This is a genomic window from Cutibacterium sp. KBN10P07758 (assembly GCF_050286205.1).
Classification (GTDB): Bacteria; Actinomycetota; Actinomycetes; order Propionibacteriales; family Propionibacteriaceae; genus Cutibacterium; species Cutibacterium acnes.
The window spans coordinates 2,400,403-2,415,053 of record NZ_JBNNQV010000001.1 but is presented as its reverse complement, the minus strand read 5'-3'; the positions used below and the strand labels follow the sequence as shown (position 1 = coordinate 2,415,053).

The following is a 14,651-nucleotide window of genomic DNA, read 5'->3' as shown; positions in this document are numbered from 1 at the left end:
ATGCGGCCGCGCGACTGTCAATGCTCTCCGGGCCGTCGGTCCCGGATTGGGTGCCTGGTGCTTGAGGAAGAGGAGGTGATGGCGTCAACATTGAGGAACTGATAAAGGGTTGACGAATACACTGTCCAGGGCCGTCAGGGCAGCCCCATGAGCGGAAGAGACCATGCCGAGTTGTGCACCGGCGAGCAGCGCACCCGCGCCTGGATCCAGTCGGCGGGCGGTCAGATCGGCCGCTATCGGCGGAATGAGGAAGTCAGTGAACCAGCTGAAGTAGCCGCCCAGGACGACCACACGGGGATTGAGCATGTCGATGACCACGCTGAGGCCCTCGGCCAGGCTGGTAGCCAGGTCATCGAGGGCATTGAGGACCTGCTGGTCCCCACGGGTTGCACGATCCTGAATTTGGGTGAGTAACCGGTCGATAGGTTGGGCGCCCAGTCGGTCCCCGGTATGCGCCAGGAACTCGGGTAGGCCGACGCGCGCCTCCCAACAGCCTGTGCGGCCACAGTGGCAGGGTAGGTTGCGGGGGTCGAGGTGCAGGTGCCCGACTTCTCCAGAAAATCCCGACCAGCCGCGCATCAGCTGGCCAGCCGCGATGATACCAGCGCCGACACCGATGTCCCCGGATAGGTAGACCAGGTCCCGCACGTCGGAGTCCTCATATCTGCGGTACTCGGCGACCGCTGCGAGTTTCGCATCGTTCTCCACCTGCAAGCTGATGTCGGCGTCCAGTCGCTGGAGCAGCTGAGAACGCAAAGGGACGTCGCGCCAACCGAGGTTCGAAGCCAGGTGGACGGTACCTGCGGGTTGCTTGATCACACCCGGGGCGGACACCATGACCTGGGCCACGTGCCGTCGTGCGCTATGGAGTTGTTCCAAGGTATCCCGCATGATCCCGGCAACTTCGTCGAGGACATCGGAGATGGGTAGCGAAGCCACGTCGAATGGCTGAGCCCGGTCGTATAGCACTGTCCCGCACAGGTCTACAACGCACACGGCGAGGTACTCGGCGTTGATCTCCAGCCCGACACCGCACACACGCGCACCTTCCAGCGTAAGCATGGTGCCGGGGCGCCCCACCGTGCCGTTGCGGTCCGGGCTTCCCTCGCGCACGAGCCCCCTCGCCGCCAGCTCGGCGGCCAGGCTGGTGATGCTGGCTTTGGATAGATGGGTCCGTCGGGATAACTCCGCGCGGGAGATCGGTCCTGATCGCAGGGCTCCAAGCAGGAGGGCAAGATTAATCGTCCTCATCGTGCCATGATCGATGCGTTCCGCACCCACTACTGCTGAATGCATGTCCCCCTCCCTCTGCCGTCCTATCTCGATAGGGTACCTGCCGGAGTGACTGACAAAACGCTTAGCTCGACTGGCGCTTCCTGTCGGACGTGGCACGTTGATAGATCGTTGAGGTGATGCCATCACTGCCACGCACAATCTTGCGGTCCGGAATGGTCTCAAAGCTTTCACCGATGGCGGCCGCGTCACCTCTCACCGGAGAGGGGGCAGCGTAAATGCCATAATCTCGGCAATCTCTGAGAACTCATGACATCGATAACATTTCGTGCCAAACTACTGATGACAGGGAGCACAGGGTCACAGCGGGGTGACCCCGAGCACTCGTTACGCCCTCTGTCCGCGCAAGAGGACTTCCCATGCAACTCACTAGACGAGCCCTTATGGTCGGCCTGGCTGCCTCCGCGGCTACTGTCCCCCTAGCCGCCTGCTCTCCGGGCTCGAGAACCACGGCGTCTACCTCGGGTGGTGCGGGGAAGGCCAGCGGGGTTATCAAGGTCGCCGCTTTCGAGAATGCTTACGGCGCAGCCATCTACAAGCAGGTCGCCGAAGCCTTCGAGAAGGCCACTGGTGCCAAAGTCGAGTTCACCGTCAGTAAGACCATCGATCAGGAGTTGACGCCGCAGGTGGCGGCAGGCAATTTCCCGGATGTCGTGTTTATGGGGGTGGGTGGCAAAACTGGTTTCACTGACAAATTTGTGCAGAACAAGTCGCTGGAACCACTCAACGACATTCTCAAGATCACTAACAAAGGCGAGACCACGACTGTCGGCGACAAACTCCTGCCGGGTATGGTAGGAAATCTCACCACCAATCCCTATGATGACGACCGGCTGATGCTGGCGCCGACGTTCATGGCCCCGGCTGGACTGGTTTACAACAAGACCCTCTTCAAAAAGAATGGTTGGACGTTACCGGCTACCTGGGACGAGTTCTTCGCTCTGGGTGACGAATTTAAGGCGAAGGGTGTATCGCTGTTCACTTACCCGACGGCCGGATATTTTGACACCTTCTTCTTTGCGCTGCTGTCGAGCATCGGCGGTGATGATTACTTCAAGAAGGTGATGAGCTACGAGAAGAACATCTGGACAGGCAGTGAGGCCACCCAAGCGCTCAACCTCGTCGGCAAGCTCCTGACGCAGTACACCCTGCCGCAGATGGTCGGTTACGCGAACAACCAGGATTACACCAAGAACCAGGCAGCCCTCATGGCGGACAAGGCTCTCTTCTGCCCTGACGGTTCCTGGGTGGCGGGGGAGATGAAAGACGCTCCGCGCAGCGCCGGCTTCGCGTGGGGGCTCACGACAGTGCCGGCCATGAAGAAGGAAGACCGGCACCTCACCAGCTTCATCGAGAGCGTGTGGATCCCCAGTGGCGCGAAGAATAAGGCCTCGGCGAAAACCTTCATCGCCTGGCTCTACTCCGACAAGGCCACTGGCTTATTCGCCAAGGCTGGTGCAGCAATGCCTACCAAGACCGGAACAAAGGGCCTGCCGGCCGAAGTGGCACCCTTCTATACCGTCTACGACGAGCCAGGCCTCAAGTCGACTATCGGTGGATTCAAGTCCGCCAAGGCCGTACCCGGCATCGACATGAAAACCGCGCTGCTCGACTCGGTGGACTCCGTGGCTAGCGGAAAACTGTCGGTCAAGGACTGGCAGGCCAAAGTCAACGAGGCCAGCAACAAGCTGGGCGGTCACTGACCCCTGATCCCTCTGTGCTGATCATGGATGAATCGAGACTGTCTTGACCCTTCCCATAGCAACTTTTCCAGCCGGCCGCCGGGCCCGCCGCCGCACGCCTATGGGTGGTGGTGGCCCCTTTGCTGCATTGTGCATTCTGCCGGCGCTGGTCCTTTATGTACTTTTCCTCGTCTATCCGACGCTCAACGTATTCCGTATGTCGTTGTTCGACTGGAATGGGCTGGGAAATGCCCCTAGCTTCATCGGGCTAGACAACTTCGCCGCCCTCATCCACGATCCCGCTTTCGTCCGGGCGTTTGAGAACACATTGTTTATCCTCGTCGTAGTGACGATTGTGACCATTTGCAGTTCCATCTTTATCGCGGCGGTCCTCACTCGGGAGACCTTGGTGGGAGCTGGCTGGTACCGGTTTGTGCTTTACCTGCCGTCGGTGCTGTCCATCGTCGTCGTGGCAGCCATCTTCTCGGCAGTTTTCGATCAAAACAACGGACTGGTGAACGGCCTCCTGCAAGCGCTGGGACTGGGACACGGGCCAGTCTGGCTCGGCGATCAGAACGTGGTTATGTACTCCGTTGCCATCGCCATGGTCTGGCAATCGCTCGGCTACTACGTGGTGCTCTACATGGCCGGCATGTCGTCGGTGCCAGTCGAGATCTACGAATCGGCCTCGCTGGATGGTGCCGGGCGGATGACTCAGTTGGGATCGATCACCATTCCCCTAATTTGGAGCAACATCCGTACCACCCTCACCTTCTTCGTGCTGAGTTCGGTGAATCTCGCCTTCGTGCTGGTTAAGGCTCTGACTGATGGTGGGCCTAATGGTAGCTCGGAGGTGCTGCTCAATTACATGTATAAGCAGGCGTTCACTAACTCAGCTTATGGTTACGGTATGGCGATTGGCGTGGTGACCTTCCTGTTCTCGTTCCTCGTCGCGATGCTGATCAGCCACGTGACTCGCAGAGAAGTTCTTCAGTACTAATGAGCGCCGTCCCGACCCCCTCGCGTGCCGACCGGCGCTACCGACTGGCCGCCCACGCCCTTCTAGTGATCATCAGCATTCTCATCATCGTCCCGGTGGCCTGGGTCGTCATGGCCGCCTTCAAGACGAAGCCCGAATTCTTCGGCAGTCCGTGGCGGCTGCCCGACGGACTGCACTGGCAGAACTTCGTCGACGCCTTCGTCACCGCCAAGATGGGCATCTACTTCACGGATTCACTATTCGTGACCGTGCTTGGTCTGGTCTTCTCACTGAGCGTCGCAATCCCTGCAGCCTATGCCATCGCTCGTGTCCCCTTCCGAGGACGGGCGCTGGTAGAGGGCTTCCTCATGGCCGGCCTGTTCATCAACGTCAACTACATCGTCGTCCCGATCTTCCTCATGTTGTTGGGCTGGGATCAGGCGCTGGCATCCTGGCTACCGAACGGTTTCTTCATCGACAACCTCGCGGTGCTGGCTCTGGTCTACGCTGCCACCAGCCTGCCGTTCACTGTTTACCTGCTAGTCTCGTTTTTCCGCACCATCCCTGCGATCTACGAGGAGGCCGCAGCACTGGATGGGTCGAGCAGACTGCGCACAATGCTGTCGATCATGGTGCCGATAGCACGCCCAGCCATCTCCACGGTGATCCTGTTCAACTTCCTGAGCTTCTGGAACGACTTCATCATCTCTCTCACCCTCATCCCCGGAGAGCATAAGACCTTGCAAGTGGGTCTGCTGAACCTGTTCCAGGCTCAGCGGGCGGCCGCCGACTATGGTCGCCTCTACGCCGGCATGGTCATCGTGATGGTTCCAGTGCTTTTGCTCTATGCCACCATCCAAAAGCGGCTAGTCACTGGCATCGGTGGCGGCGGACTCAAGTGAGAGGAATTGGTAATCCGTGTCTGACAAGATGTCTCAAGTGTTCGGGTGGCTGGCGTTTGCGCTGGTACTGGGCGCATGCGTCGTCGTCATGGTGGCGATGCGCACTACGGGATGGGTCCAGGCAGGAATCATGGCTCTTGCCCTGGGCGTCGTCATCGCCGTGCTCGGTGTCTACAACCGCCGGTACGTGTGACATGTCTGCGAGCGGCTTCTCCCCGCCTCTGACCGGTCGGGCGCCGACAATGGCTGACGTGGCCAAGAGGGCTGACGTGTCGCCCCAGACGGTGTCGCGGGTGGTCCGAGGCCAAACGAACGTATCCGAGGTAACCCGCCTCAAGGTGGAATTGGCGATCGACGAACTGGGCTACCGGCGCACTGGCATCGCTCGAGCGCTGGTGACCGGGCACACGATGACGCTAGGAGTCCTGACCCAGAGCTCGGTCGCCTACTCCCGTGCTGCCTACGTGGCCGCTATGACGTCGGCCGCCCGCCGTCACGGATATTACGTGGCTGCAGCATCGGTTACCTCGACTGTCTCCGAAGCGGTGTGTCAGAGCATCGAACACCTGCGTCAGCAGGGAGTCGACGGTATCGTCGTGGCAGTCCCGGTCTATGACGTCGAAGCTCTCGCGCAAGCGGCAAGGGGACTACCTGCTGTCGTATTTGGTGGCTCGTCGAGCGAGGCGGTGCCGGATGGCTTCTCGGACGGCACTGGGCACCACGCGGTGTGCATCGACCAGGAGCGGATAGGCGTACTGGCCACGGAGCACCTGCTGGAACTTGGGCACGACACCGTATGGCATGTTGCCGGACCCAGCACTTGGGCCGACGCGTCGGGCCGTCAGGCGGGCTGGGCGGCGACGCTGGCCAAACACGGGCGTCCCGAGCCGCCGGTGCTCATCGGTGACTGGAGTGCCGAGTCCGGCTGGAGGCTCGGGACCCTGCTGGCTCGGATGGAGGAGGTAACGGCTATCTTCGCGGCGAGCGACGACATGGCTTTCGGGATTCTGCGCGCTCTGGTTGACCGAGGCCGACGTGTACCCGAAGATGTGTCGGTGGTCGGCGCCGACGATGTGCCGCTGGCTGCCTTCGCTCCGGTTGCACTGACCACGGTGCGCCAGTCCTTCCAGGATCTCGGAACCGCCGCTATCGATCTGCTTGTCGACATGGTCGAACGACCCGACCGAGAGCACCACGGCGTGCTGATGGAGCCGGAACTGGTGCTGAGATCATCGACTGCGCCGCGTCATGCTGGCTGAGTCATGGCGCCTGCACTACCGCTCACCTGCAGCGAAGTGGGAGGCTTACGGGCTGCCGATCGGCAACGGCCGTCTCGGGGCCGTCCTACGGGGGGACATCGCACGTGACGTGGTGCAGTTCAACGAGAACAGTTTGTGGGCGGGGTCCAACAACTACGATAACGGCCTGTGCGGTGTCGCTGACGACGTTTTCGACACTTCGATGCACGGTTTCGGGCGTTACCTCGACTTCGGTCGAGTGACGATCAGCTTCGCCGATCTCGATGAGTCGACCGTTAGTGGCTACGAGCGCGCACTGGACCTGCGCCATGCCGTGGCATATGCCTGTTTCGATGCTGGTGGCGTGCGGCACCAGCGTTCGGCCTTCGCGAGTCGTGAGGCAGACGTCATCGTTTTGCGGTATTCGGCATCGGCACCTTTCGGGTGCACGGTGAGACTCGAATCGGCGCAGGGGGTGCCTTCGCGCGTAGCTGGCGACACATCCGTTGTCTTCGATGGCGTACTGGGCAACGGGCTGCGCTACTGCGCGAGCTTGGTCCTCCTGGAGTGCGATGGCCGGTCGATAGCCTATGGCGATCGAATCGTCGTCGAGGCGCGACGACATTGGCGCTCGTCCTTGACGCCGGTACCGACTACGCGTTGAGTGCCGTAGCCGGGTGGCGTGGCGTTAACCCACGGCCGGTCGTCGACGAACGAATCTGCTCGGCCACGGCCCTGGGATGGGAGCGGCTGCACGACGCTCATGTCACTAAGTTCTCAGCGGTGATGGACCGGTGTCGCCTGCGCTGGGGTCGTCCCGTCCCAGAACTCGACGCGCAGCCCACTGACGTACGGCTGCGGCGCTATCGTGACGGGGCCGCCGACGTGGGCTTGGAGCAGCTCGCTGTCGTGCTGGGTCGCTACCTGCTCGTGTCCTCGTCGCGGGCGGAGGGGTTGCCGGCCAATCTGCAAGGCCTGTGGAATGACAGCAACGATCCTGCGTGGGGCAGTGACTACCACACGAACATCAATGTTCAGATGAACTACTGGGGCGCGGAGGTAACCGGCCTGGGCGAAGAGCACATGGCCTTGCTGAACTTCGTGGGGGAGGTGGCTGTCCCTAGCCGTTCCGCTACCCGGGCGATGTGTGGCCCCGATGTCCCCGGCTGGACGGCGCGCACGTCCCAGAGCCCGCTGGGGGGCAATGGGTGGCAACCTAATACCGTGGCGAGCGCCTGGTACGCCCACCACGTCTACGAGCACTGGGCCTTTACTCGCGATGACGAGTGGCTACGCACTCGGGGTCTGCCGATGCTAGCTGAGATCTGTCGTTTCTGGGAGCACCAGTTAGTGGAACGTGACGACGGGATGATCGTCACGCCGGCAGGATGGTCGCCCGAGCACGGCCCACGCGAGGACGGGGTAGCCTACGACCAGCAGATCGTATGGGATCTGTTCACCAACCTGCTGGAGTGTTCGCGGGCCTTGGGCGTCGAGGACGACCTCTACTATCGGGTGGAGCGCCTGCGAGACCGGCTGGCGCCCAACCAGGTGGGCTGCTGGGGCCAACTGCAGGAGTGGCAGGACGACCGGGATGATCCCACCGAGCTGCATCGCCACACCTCGCATCTCTTCGCCGTCTATCCCGGGCGCCAGATAACCACAGACACACCCGAGCTGCAGGCGGCTGCGCTGGTGTCCCTGAAGGCGCGCTGTGGGGAACCTCCGCCGGTGGCGGGTGCACCTACCGTGGCACCATTTCGCGCTGAGATGGTAGTAGGCGACAGCCGACGCTCATGGACGTGGCCCTGGCGTGCCGCGCTCTTTGCCCGCCTCGGGGACGGATACCGGGCCGGTGAGATGGTGCGCGGGTTGCTGACCTACAACATGCTGCCGAACCTGTGGACCACCCATCCGCCTTTCCAAGTGGACGGCAACCTAGGGCTGGTAGGGGCCGTCGCGGAGATGCTGTTGCAGAGCCACGACGGTCGGATTCGCTTGCTTCCCGCTCTGCCACCGGCATGGGAGGCGGAGGGCGAGGCGATCGGTCTGCGGGCTCGCGGCGGCTATCGCGTCTCAATGCAGTGGTGCGACGGCCAGGTTATCTGGTTCGAGATCCTGGCAGACCGCGGCCATGCCGAAGACGTCATCGTCGTGGTCAACGGGCGCGAACACCGGATCCGCCCTGATAAACGCTGATAGAGGTGTCTATAACTGTGCGGTCGCAGCGACGGAACTATCCATCAATGGCCTATGCAGCAGGGTATGTCACGCGGGAGTGAGGCTCCCATCAGTGACCATCAGATCGAGGCCGCCACTCATGCGCTCCACCTTATCGGTACTCCGTAAGCCGACGACGAGTGGCTCCTCCACCCAGCGGGTTATCTGACCGAGGCCCCGTCTCTCCGGCGCTGTGGCAATCCTGCCGGGGAGGACGCCAGCTGCCACGACGAATGGCAGTCGTCACAGTGACGCACATGATTGCCACAGTGGACCGCAGTGTTGTCGGCGCCATCCATGGAAGGATGGGTACCACCCGACACAGATCAGGAGTCGTCATGTCCAAAAAGAAGAAGGTCGGCATCCTCACCGCAGGCGGTGATTGCCCCGGGCTCAACGCCGCTATCCGCGGATTTGGCAAGGCTGCCATCCGCCAGCACGACATGGAGCTCATCGGTATTCAGGACGGCTTTCTTGGATTGGCAGGGAACCGCACCATCTCCCTTGACCCGCGTGCCCTCTCAGGCATCTTGACGGTCGGCGGGACCATCCTGGGAACTAGCCGTGACAAGGTCAATCACATGATTATCGACGGCGAGGAACGGGATATGGTCCCCACCATCGTCGAGAATTACGAGAAGCTGGGACTTGACGCTTTGGTGACTTTGGGTGGCGGTGGCACCGCCAAGAACGCGTACAAGCTCGCTAAGGCCGGGCTGAACGTCCTGCATCTGCCCAAGACGATTGACAACGACATCGTCGGAACCGACGACTCCTTCGGGTTCTCGACAGCACTGGAGATTGCCACGGAGGCCATCGACCGGCTGCACTCCACCGCCCATTCCCACCACCGCATCATCCTCGCTGAGATCATGGGCCACCGTGCCGGCTGGCTGGCCCTCGGCTCGGGCATCGCTGGTGGCGCTGACGTCATCCTGCTGCCCGAGGTGCCCTACAAGCTGGACTCCATCGTCCAGGCGGTGGAAAACCGGCAAAAGCAGGGGTTGAATTTCTCGGTCATCGCGGTGGCTGAGGGAGCTCGCGATGAGGCTGATTCGGCCGCGATGGCTGGAGCTCAGGCCCTCGTTGACGCTTCCAAGACCTCCGAGACAAAGGCGGCTGCCAAGAAGGCCAAGAAGGACCTTGAGCATTCCATGCGTGACAACACCCTCAAATTGGCTACTCAGCTTGAGGAGGCCACCGGGCTGGAATCGCGAGTCTCGATCCTCGGCTATGTGCAGCGCGGTGGTATCCCGTGCGCCCACGACCGTCTGCTCGCGACCCGGCTGGGAACCGTGGGTGCCAAGCTCGTTGACGACGGCGAGTTCGGCATCATGGTCGCCGCTCAGGGCGGAGACGCCACGACCGTTCCGTTGAAAGACGTCGCTGGCAAGGTTAAATACGTACCTGCCGACCACCCATGGGTTAAGGCGGCCCGACAGGTCGGAACCGGTCTAGGCGACTGAGGTTCTGTCCCCTGGCCCCCTCAAGGGCATCCGTCACTCAGGTGTGCACCACACACCGGACTCCGGGGTTAGCGTCGATGGTCGCGGCCTGCCCCGTCACACCCTCGACGACTCCGCAGTGTAGGGAACACACCACCTGGGGGTGATCGCGGGCCAGGTCGAGAAAGGGACAGTGGCGCAGCACGATGCCGCCCTCTTCTGCGGCCGGGGAGAAGCCCATGTCATCGAGCACTGCGATGAGGTCGCCGCGGCGATGCCGACCCCAACGCTGACCAATGCGCATGGCCATAGCTGTCGGGTTGTTACTGATGGCGACCTCGTCGACGAGCATCTGAGCTAGCAACCGATAGGCCCGCGGCCCTTCATCGCTGACGAGGGTAAAGACGGTGTGCGGGCGCCCCCGGGTCGCCCGATGTCGACGTGTTGCCTCCACTCGTCTCTGCTCGACGAGACGGTCGAGGTGAAATCGCGCCGTCGAGGGATGAATCCCCAGGTCGGAGGCCAGTTCGGCGCTCGTCGCTGAACCGCCACGTCGTCTCAGGGCGTCGGCGACCTCGTCGATACGCTTCTGTGACCCCGGATCAACCAGGCTCGCGGTGTCATCGTGCCGAGTGCTCATGTCGTCACCTCAATGAATCCTTTAGCGCCACGCTCCATCTCCACGAAGGAATGGTTAACAAAGGTGTAGCGTCCTGGCTCCTCAAAGACCATCTCGACAAAACCGCCCTGGGCGCTGGCCAGGTCGAGGGCTTGGCAGCCGCCACCTTCCGGATTGCCACGTTTAAGGGTGTAGGCGCCCTCCTTAAAAACAGTGTCGAACTGGGTTCCGACGACGTGGAAGGAACACCCCCGGCTTGGACCAGCCGCGAGCACCCAGATGCGCACTCGCTCACCGACCCGGGCTTTGAGGGGCTCAAAGACGTACTGGTTGGCGTGACCGTTGAACATCGTCAGATCAGGGGTCTCGTTGGCAATCTTGGCAGTATTAACTTCCGCCTCATTGTGCTCACTGAGGTAAGTCTCCGACTGCACCAGGTAAAACTCCCGATCAGCCCGAGGCAGGTCGTGGGGCGGCACGATGACGGCACCGAACATGCCTGCTGCAATATGGGCCGACATTGGGGCGGTGGAGCAATGGTAGAGCCAGATCCCGGCGCGATGCAGGGTGAAGTTGTAGTCCAACTCCTGCCCCGGAGCGATGGTGCGCATGACCTTGGTGGGGGAGACAGTACCGGCGTGAAAGTCCAAAGAGTGACCCATAGTGCCCCTGTTGACCAGATGGACCCTCATCTCGTCGCCGATGCGCGCGTGGATAACCGGAGCCATGTAATGGCCGTTGTAGGTCATCGCGTCGATGGTGGTTTCGGGGGCGATCTCCTGCACCGACTCCTGGGCGATGAGCGTCATCCGGTGAACACGTCCGGTCATCAGTGGTGGTAGCACTGCATCTCGGGTCCTGAAATCCTTGCCTGGGGCCTTGGTCAAGTCGATCCTGCGACGGGGATCGGCGGAATCGACGTGGTCGTCCCGGTCGTGTACACCGGACATGCCGGCGACCTGTACGTCGAGTACCATTCCCATCGATTTGTGTCCGACGATGGTGCACCAGCCCTCGGTTGGCCCGGTGATGACCCCGACTTTGACGGTGGCGTGGTCTCCGGGGGCGAGGCGTGGTGAGTGAGCCCCGTTGGCGAATTGAAGGTCGTGGACCTGGTTGGGGTCTTTGTTGGTGATCTCGACGACGAGCTGGTCACCAGCCGGAACGGTGATGGTGCTGGGGTGGTATTTCATCCCCTTGGCAGTGATGTTGACTGTCGTGGTGTGACCGGTGGGGGCGACGTGCCCGACGACCGCTGCCGAACCGTTGGTGTCGTCGGTGGGTGTGGTCTGGTCGAGATGGTGACCGACCGCGGCCGCCGTCAGGGCAGTGGCCAGACCGGCGAAAGCCCCGACGAAGGAGCGGCGATTTGGGGGAGCGGTGGGCGCAGGCTCGGCGGGTTTGCTGGTGGCAGAGCGATCTAGGGAGGCGACGGGCGCAGCCTGGGCCGGTCCATTGTCGGGATCGGGGGCTTCGCCTATCTCCGAAGCAGCCTTTCGAGCCGCCATCTGGCATCCCTTCTCTTTGAGCATGGGCACTCCGGTGCGCACCATCGCCGCAGTCGCCGGCAGGAAGGTGGCCAATCCGACGACGGTCAGCACCATGCCGATGCGACGGGTCCAAGTGCCCATCGCGAGCACCCACAGCAACAGGCCGGCGTTGGTGATCGTGGCGCGCAGTGCTCCGTAGGCGTGCATCTTGGCGTTGGTGGCTCGGACGATCTTCGGCCCGCCGCCCATGACCATCGGCATGAGGTAGCTCATCGCGCCGATGAGGAGTTGGAGCAGGAATCCGACGATGACGGGTACCGACAGGGTGAAGATGTCGTCAGCGAGCAGCCTGGTGCCGTTGGAGGCTAACTTCCATGCCAGCCAGACGAGCCACACCAGCATCCAGCAGATAGCGGCCCCCATGGTGAACCCGGGGAAGTCGCGCGGCGGTCTGTGGACAGAGCAGGCCACCAGGTCGCCCAGCACGATACAGATTCCGACGATGTGGGCCGTCACGCCGAGGGCAGCCAGCCACCACAACCCGCACAGGGCGCCGGTGGTTGTCGCCGCCACCGCAACGAACATGACGCACAGGGAGATTTTCCCGTGGCGATCTTGGGCGGGCTGCATCTTGGTGCGCAGCACCGTCGGCCACAAAGTGATGAGGGTGCCGACGACGGTCAGACCGACGAAGCCGAGCAGGTTGAGCGCCTGGTGGGCCACCAATAGACGAGTTCGCCACGGCTCGGTGGGGGAGAAGGCCATGATCGCGCCGAGGGTCGCCCCCAGTGGCAGTAGACATGCGGCCGCGCAGTAAAACCACACCGTCGAGTCGAACCGCCCCGGCAGAGCGTGGCGGACTTGGTGGCCTAGAGCGAAGGCGTACCAGGTCAGCGTCGATCCTATGACGGCGGCGCCGGTGACGGTTATCCATGGCCAGGTCACCACCATGCCGATACAGGTGATGACGATGCCGACTGCGAGCAGTCTGATACGTAATACCTGACGACTACGGTCAGTGTCGGTGAGGTTGTTGTGCAGGATCGCCTCGGTGAAGTATTGGCCCCACACCATGATCGAGGTAGTCGCTACGCCGAGTGTGACCATGTGCACCAGCAGCCAGCGTGACTGCGGAATCCACGGGTTCGCAACCGCCACGATGAGCAGGGCTACCAGCCACCCTGATACCGGACGTGACGCTTTACGGTGCCAACTGCGCTTATTCGTGTCGGGTTTGCGACCGACGGGCGCGGATGTGATCTCAGGCATGGTCCTCTCCTGACCGGGAGCGTGGAGTAGATTTCAGGTGCGTTCTGGCCCTGGTGCGGGGCTGGATATGGGTGGCGATGACAGCTACCAGGGTCAATAGGCTGAGTACGTTGACGGTCCCGCCCGCCTGCACCGCGGCGGAACGGTCCAAACCGTCGCCGATACCGATGCGCACCAGCAGGGAGGCCTCCAACAGGAAGGCTGGGAGCCAGAACCACGTCGTCCATTCCAGCCGGACCTGCAACACGGCGGGCAGGATGATGGGGGCGTGGCCGAGGATCATCCCCATGGTGAATCCGAGGAAGAGCGAGTGGACGACGGCGTCATACCCATTTCGGGAAGTGGGTGGTCTTTGAATCGTGCAGACGATACCGGCTGTTGCGAGCCACAGGTAGCCGATCATGAGCAGGGTGCCAATGTAAGCGGCCTGGCCGCCGCGTCTCAGGCCGCCACGGGCAACGTCATGGCGGCATAACCACACCGCCAGTCCGATGAGTACCACACCGAGTACTCGCCATCCGATCGCCGGGCTGACCACCGAGACGAGTAGGGCTGCTACCACCGCCAGGCACAAAGCTGACAAGGCGCGATTACGCGCCATCGTCAGTCGTGACAACTCCAGCCTCTCCCCACAGATCGTCAGGATCATGTAACAGGCCAGCCATCCGACGATCTGGGAGACGTGTGCCCCGGTTGTCAGGAGGGCAGCGGCCCCGGCGGCGCAGAAGGCTCCAGCGCCCTGGATGACGACGGCGTCGTCGTGACTGCGCCGCCATAGGGGGACGTAGATGGTCAGCAGCCCCAATTGGGCAAGAGTGAGCAGAGCAAGCCCGGCGCGGGCGGAGTCGAAGGGCAGAGGCGCCAGCAGGACGATGACGCCAAACCCGGACATGGCCGGGACGAGGTAGGCGAGGCGATGGCCGAGGGCCACCGCACGTTCCAGACAGATGACGGTCCCAACGAACCCGAGCACCATGAGGGGTCCATGCCACTTGGATAGTCGCGTCGACATCACCGGTGACCACACTCCGAGTAGTAGCAGGGCGCCGTCGAGGCCGGCAAGTAGAGAGATACCGGCTCCGACCATGAGCCAGGCGCGGTGCGATCCGGCGGAGGAAGTAGGCACAGGAGAATCCTTTTTCGGCTATCGTATCCTCAAAATACTATGTGCGCCGAGGCCCTTTCTACCTATTCCACCTGGGATGGCAGGAGTAAGTAGGGTCCTTGGTTGATGTGGTTCAGAGTGTGCAGGCATGGGTTGATCTTGCCCGTCAGGGGTCAGGTTGTCCATCATGTAGAGGCGTGCTAGTATCCTTAGATACGTGGTGTCCATAAGGAGGTGGGCTTATCGCCATTCATTCCGTGCCAATCTTGTAGTTTACGGTTGTGCTATATTCGGAATGATGGCTATCTTCTGGTATCTATGGAGCGCCATTTATTGGCTTACATGAAACCTCTGTTTCTTCGCCTTTAATGACCCTATTGTTACGTATTTGGTCAAAGACGGGTGTGCG

Annotated in this window: 13 protein-coding genes; 8 read left to right on the top strand and 5 right to left on the bottom strand. The window is 62.0% G+C overall.

All coding sequences use genetic code 11. The features are described 5' to 3' along the window. Window positions 1-84: 84 nt before the first annotated feature. A complete protein-coding gene (locus ACOYO3_RS11855; RefSeq protein WP_002524596.1) occupies window positions 85-1,251 on the bottom strand; it encodes an ROK family transcriptional regulator in 1,167 nt (388 codons plus the stop codon). Window positions 1,252-1,676: 425 nt separating this feature from the next. Here ACOYO3_RS11855 and ACOYO3_RS11850 point away from each other — a divergent pair, with 425 nt between their 5' ends. From ACOYO3_RS11850 to ACOYO3_RS11820, 7 genes are all read left to right on the top strand, one after another. Then, a complete protein-coding gene (locus ACOYO3_RS11850) occupies window positions 1,677-2,996 on the top strand; it encodes a carbohydrate ABC transporter substrate-binding protein (RefSeq protein WP_002524597.1) in 1,320 nt (439 codons plus the stop codon). A 100-nt stretch (window positions 2,997-3,096) separates the two neighbouring features. Continuing rightward, a complete protein-coding gene (locus tag ACOYO3_RS11845; protein ID WP_002522869.1) occupies window positions 3,097-3,975 on the top strand; it encodes a carbohydrate ABC transporter permease in 879 nt (292 codons plus the stop codon). Then, the gene (locus ACOYO3_RS11840) at window positions 3,975-4,856 is read left to right on the top strand and encodes a carbohydrate ABC transporter permease (protein ID WP_002517535.1); all 882 of its coding nucleotides are present in this window, start codon (window positions 3,975-3,977) and stop codon (window positions 4,854-4,856) included. Before ACOYO3_RS11845 ends, ACOYO3_RS11840 begins: the two co-directional genes overlap by 1 nt. Window positions 4,857-4,884: 28 nt before the next feature. Then, a complete protein-coding gene (locus ACOYO3_RS11835) occupies window positions 4,885-5,049 on the top strand; it encodes a DUF6903 family protein (RefSeq protein ID WP_002518601.1) in 165 nt (54 codons plus the stop codon). Window positions 5,050-5,098: 49 nt separating this feature from the next. Continuing rightward, window positions 5,099-6,115: a LacI family DNA-binding transcriptional regulator gene (locus ACOYO3_RS11830; RefSeq protein ID WP_002522870.1), complete on the top strand. Its 1,017-nt coding sequence runs from the start codon at window positions 5,099-5,101 to the stop codon at window positions 6,113-6,115. Beyond that, the gene (locus ACOYO3_RS11825; protein WP_002524598.1) at window positions 6,105-6,758 is read left to right on the top strand and encodes a glycoside hydrolase N-terminal domain-containing protein; all 654 of its coding nucleotides are present in this window, start codon (window positions 6,105-6,107) and stop codon (window positions 6,756-6,758) included. The genes ACOYO3_RS11830 and ACOYO3_RS11825 overlap by 11 nt, the downstream gene beginning before the upstream one ends. Beyond that, a complete protein-coding gene (locus ACOYO3_RS11820) occupies window positions 6,719-8,293 on the top strand; it encodes a glycosyl hydrolase family 95 catalytic domain-containing protein (RefSeq protein ID WP_427305902.1) in 1,575 nt (524 codons plus the stop codon). Before ACOYO3_RS11825 ends, ACOYO3_RS11820 begins: the two co-directional genes overlap by 40 nt. Window positions 8,294-8,362: 69 nt before the next feature. On the opposite strand, the gene ACOYO3_RS11815 is transcribed toward ACOYO3_RS11820, so the two are convergent. After that, entirely contained in the window at window positions 8,363-8,542 is a 180-nt protein-coding gene (locus ACOYO3_RS11815) for a hypothetical protein (RefSeq protein ID WP_002518605.1), read from the bottom strand. A gap of 5 nt (window positions 8,543-8,547) precedes the next feature. Here ACOYO3_RS11815 and ACOYO3_RS11810 point away from each other — a divergent pair, with 5 nt between their 5' ends. Further along, window positions 8,548-9,780, top strand: coding sequence for a 6-phosphofructokinase (locus ACOYO3_RS11810; protein WP_002522873.1), 1,233 nt, complete (start codon window positions 8,548-8,550; stop codon window positions 9,778-9,780). A 37-nt stretch (window positions 9,781-9,817) separates the two neighbouring features. Here the strand turns inward: ACOYO3_RS11810 and ACOYO3_RS11805 are convergent, their stop codons facing one another. Genes ACOYO3_RS11805 through ACOYO3_RS11795 form a run of 3 tightly spaced genes read right to left on the bottom strand, consistent with a single transcriptional unit; the run spans window position 9,818 to window position 14,224 of the window. Further along, the gene (locus ACOYO3_RS11805; RefSeq protein WP_002519852.1) at window positions 9,818-10,399 is read right to left on the bottom strand and encodes a helix-turn-helix transcriptional regulator; all 582 of its coding nucleotides are present in this window, start codon (window positions 10,397-10,399) and stop codon (window positions 9,818-9,820) included. Further along, window positions 10,396-13,137: a multicopper oxidase domain-containing protein gene (locus ACOYO3_RS11800; RefSeq protein ID WP_002522875.1), complete on the bottom strand. Its 2,742-nt coding sequence runs from the start codon at window positions 13,135-13,137 to the stop codon at window positions 10,396-10,398. The genes ACOYO3_RS11805 and ACOYO3_RS11800 overlap by 4 nt, the downstream gene beginning before the upstream one ends. Continuing rightward, window positions 13,130-14,224 (bottom strand): hypothetical protein, encoded by a 1,095-nt coding sequence (locus ACOYO3_RS11795; RefSeq protein ID WP_002524600.1) that lies wholly within the window; start codon window positions 14,222-14,224, stop codon window positions 13,130-13,132. Before ACOYO3_RS11795 ends, ACOYO3_RS11800 begins: the two co-directional genes overlap by 8 nt. Window positions 14,225-14,651 lie beyond the last annotated feature (427 nt).

Coding starts and splice junctions, on each gene's coding strand:
- ACOYO3_RS11825 (WP_002524598.1), top strand. CDS start 6,105: ATGCTGGCTGAGTCATGGCGCCTGCACTACCGCTCACCTGCAGCGAAG.
- ACOYO3_RS11855 (WP_002524596.1), bottom strand. CDS start 1,251: ATGAGGACGATTAATCTTGCCCTCCTGCTTGGAGCCCTGCGATCAGGA.
- ACOYO3_RS11845 (WP_002522869.1), top strand. CDS start 3,097: ATGGGTGGTGGTGGCCCCTTTGCTGCATTGTGCATTCTGCCGGCGCTG.
- ACOYO3_RS11835 (WP_002518601.1), top strand. CDS start 4,885: ATGTCTCAAGTGTTCGGGTGGCTGGCGTTTGCGCTGGTACTGGGCGCA.
- ACOYO3_RS11805 (WP_002519852.1), bottom strand. CDS start 10,399: ATGAGCACTCGGCACGATGACACCGCGAGCCTGGTTGATCCGGGGTCA.
- ACOYO3_RS11800 (WP_002522875.1), bottom strand. CDS start 13,137: ATGCCTGAGATCACATCCGCGCCCGTCGGTCGCAAACCCGACACGAAT.
- ACOYO3_RS11795 (WP_002524600.1), bottom strand. CDS start 14,224: ATGGTCGGAGCCGGTATCTCTCTACTTGCCGGCCTCGACGGCGCCCTG.
- ACOYO3_RS11830 (WP_002522870.1), top strand. CDS start 5,099: ATGGCTGACGTGGCCAAGAGGGCTGACGTGTCGCCCCAGACGGTGTCG.
- ACOYO3_RS11840 (WP_002517535.1), top strand. CDS start 3,975: ATGAGCGCCGTCCCGACCCCCTCGCGTGCCGACCGGCGCTACCGACTG.
- ACOYO3_RS11850 (WP_002524597.1), top strand. CDS start 1,677: ATGGTCGGCCTGGCTGCCTCCGCGGCTACTGTCCCCCTAGCCGCCTGC.
- ACOYO3_RS11810 (WP_002522873.1), top strand. CDS start 8,548: ATGGCAGTCGTCACAGTGACGCACATGATTGCCACAGTGGACCGCAGT.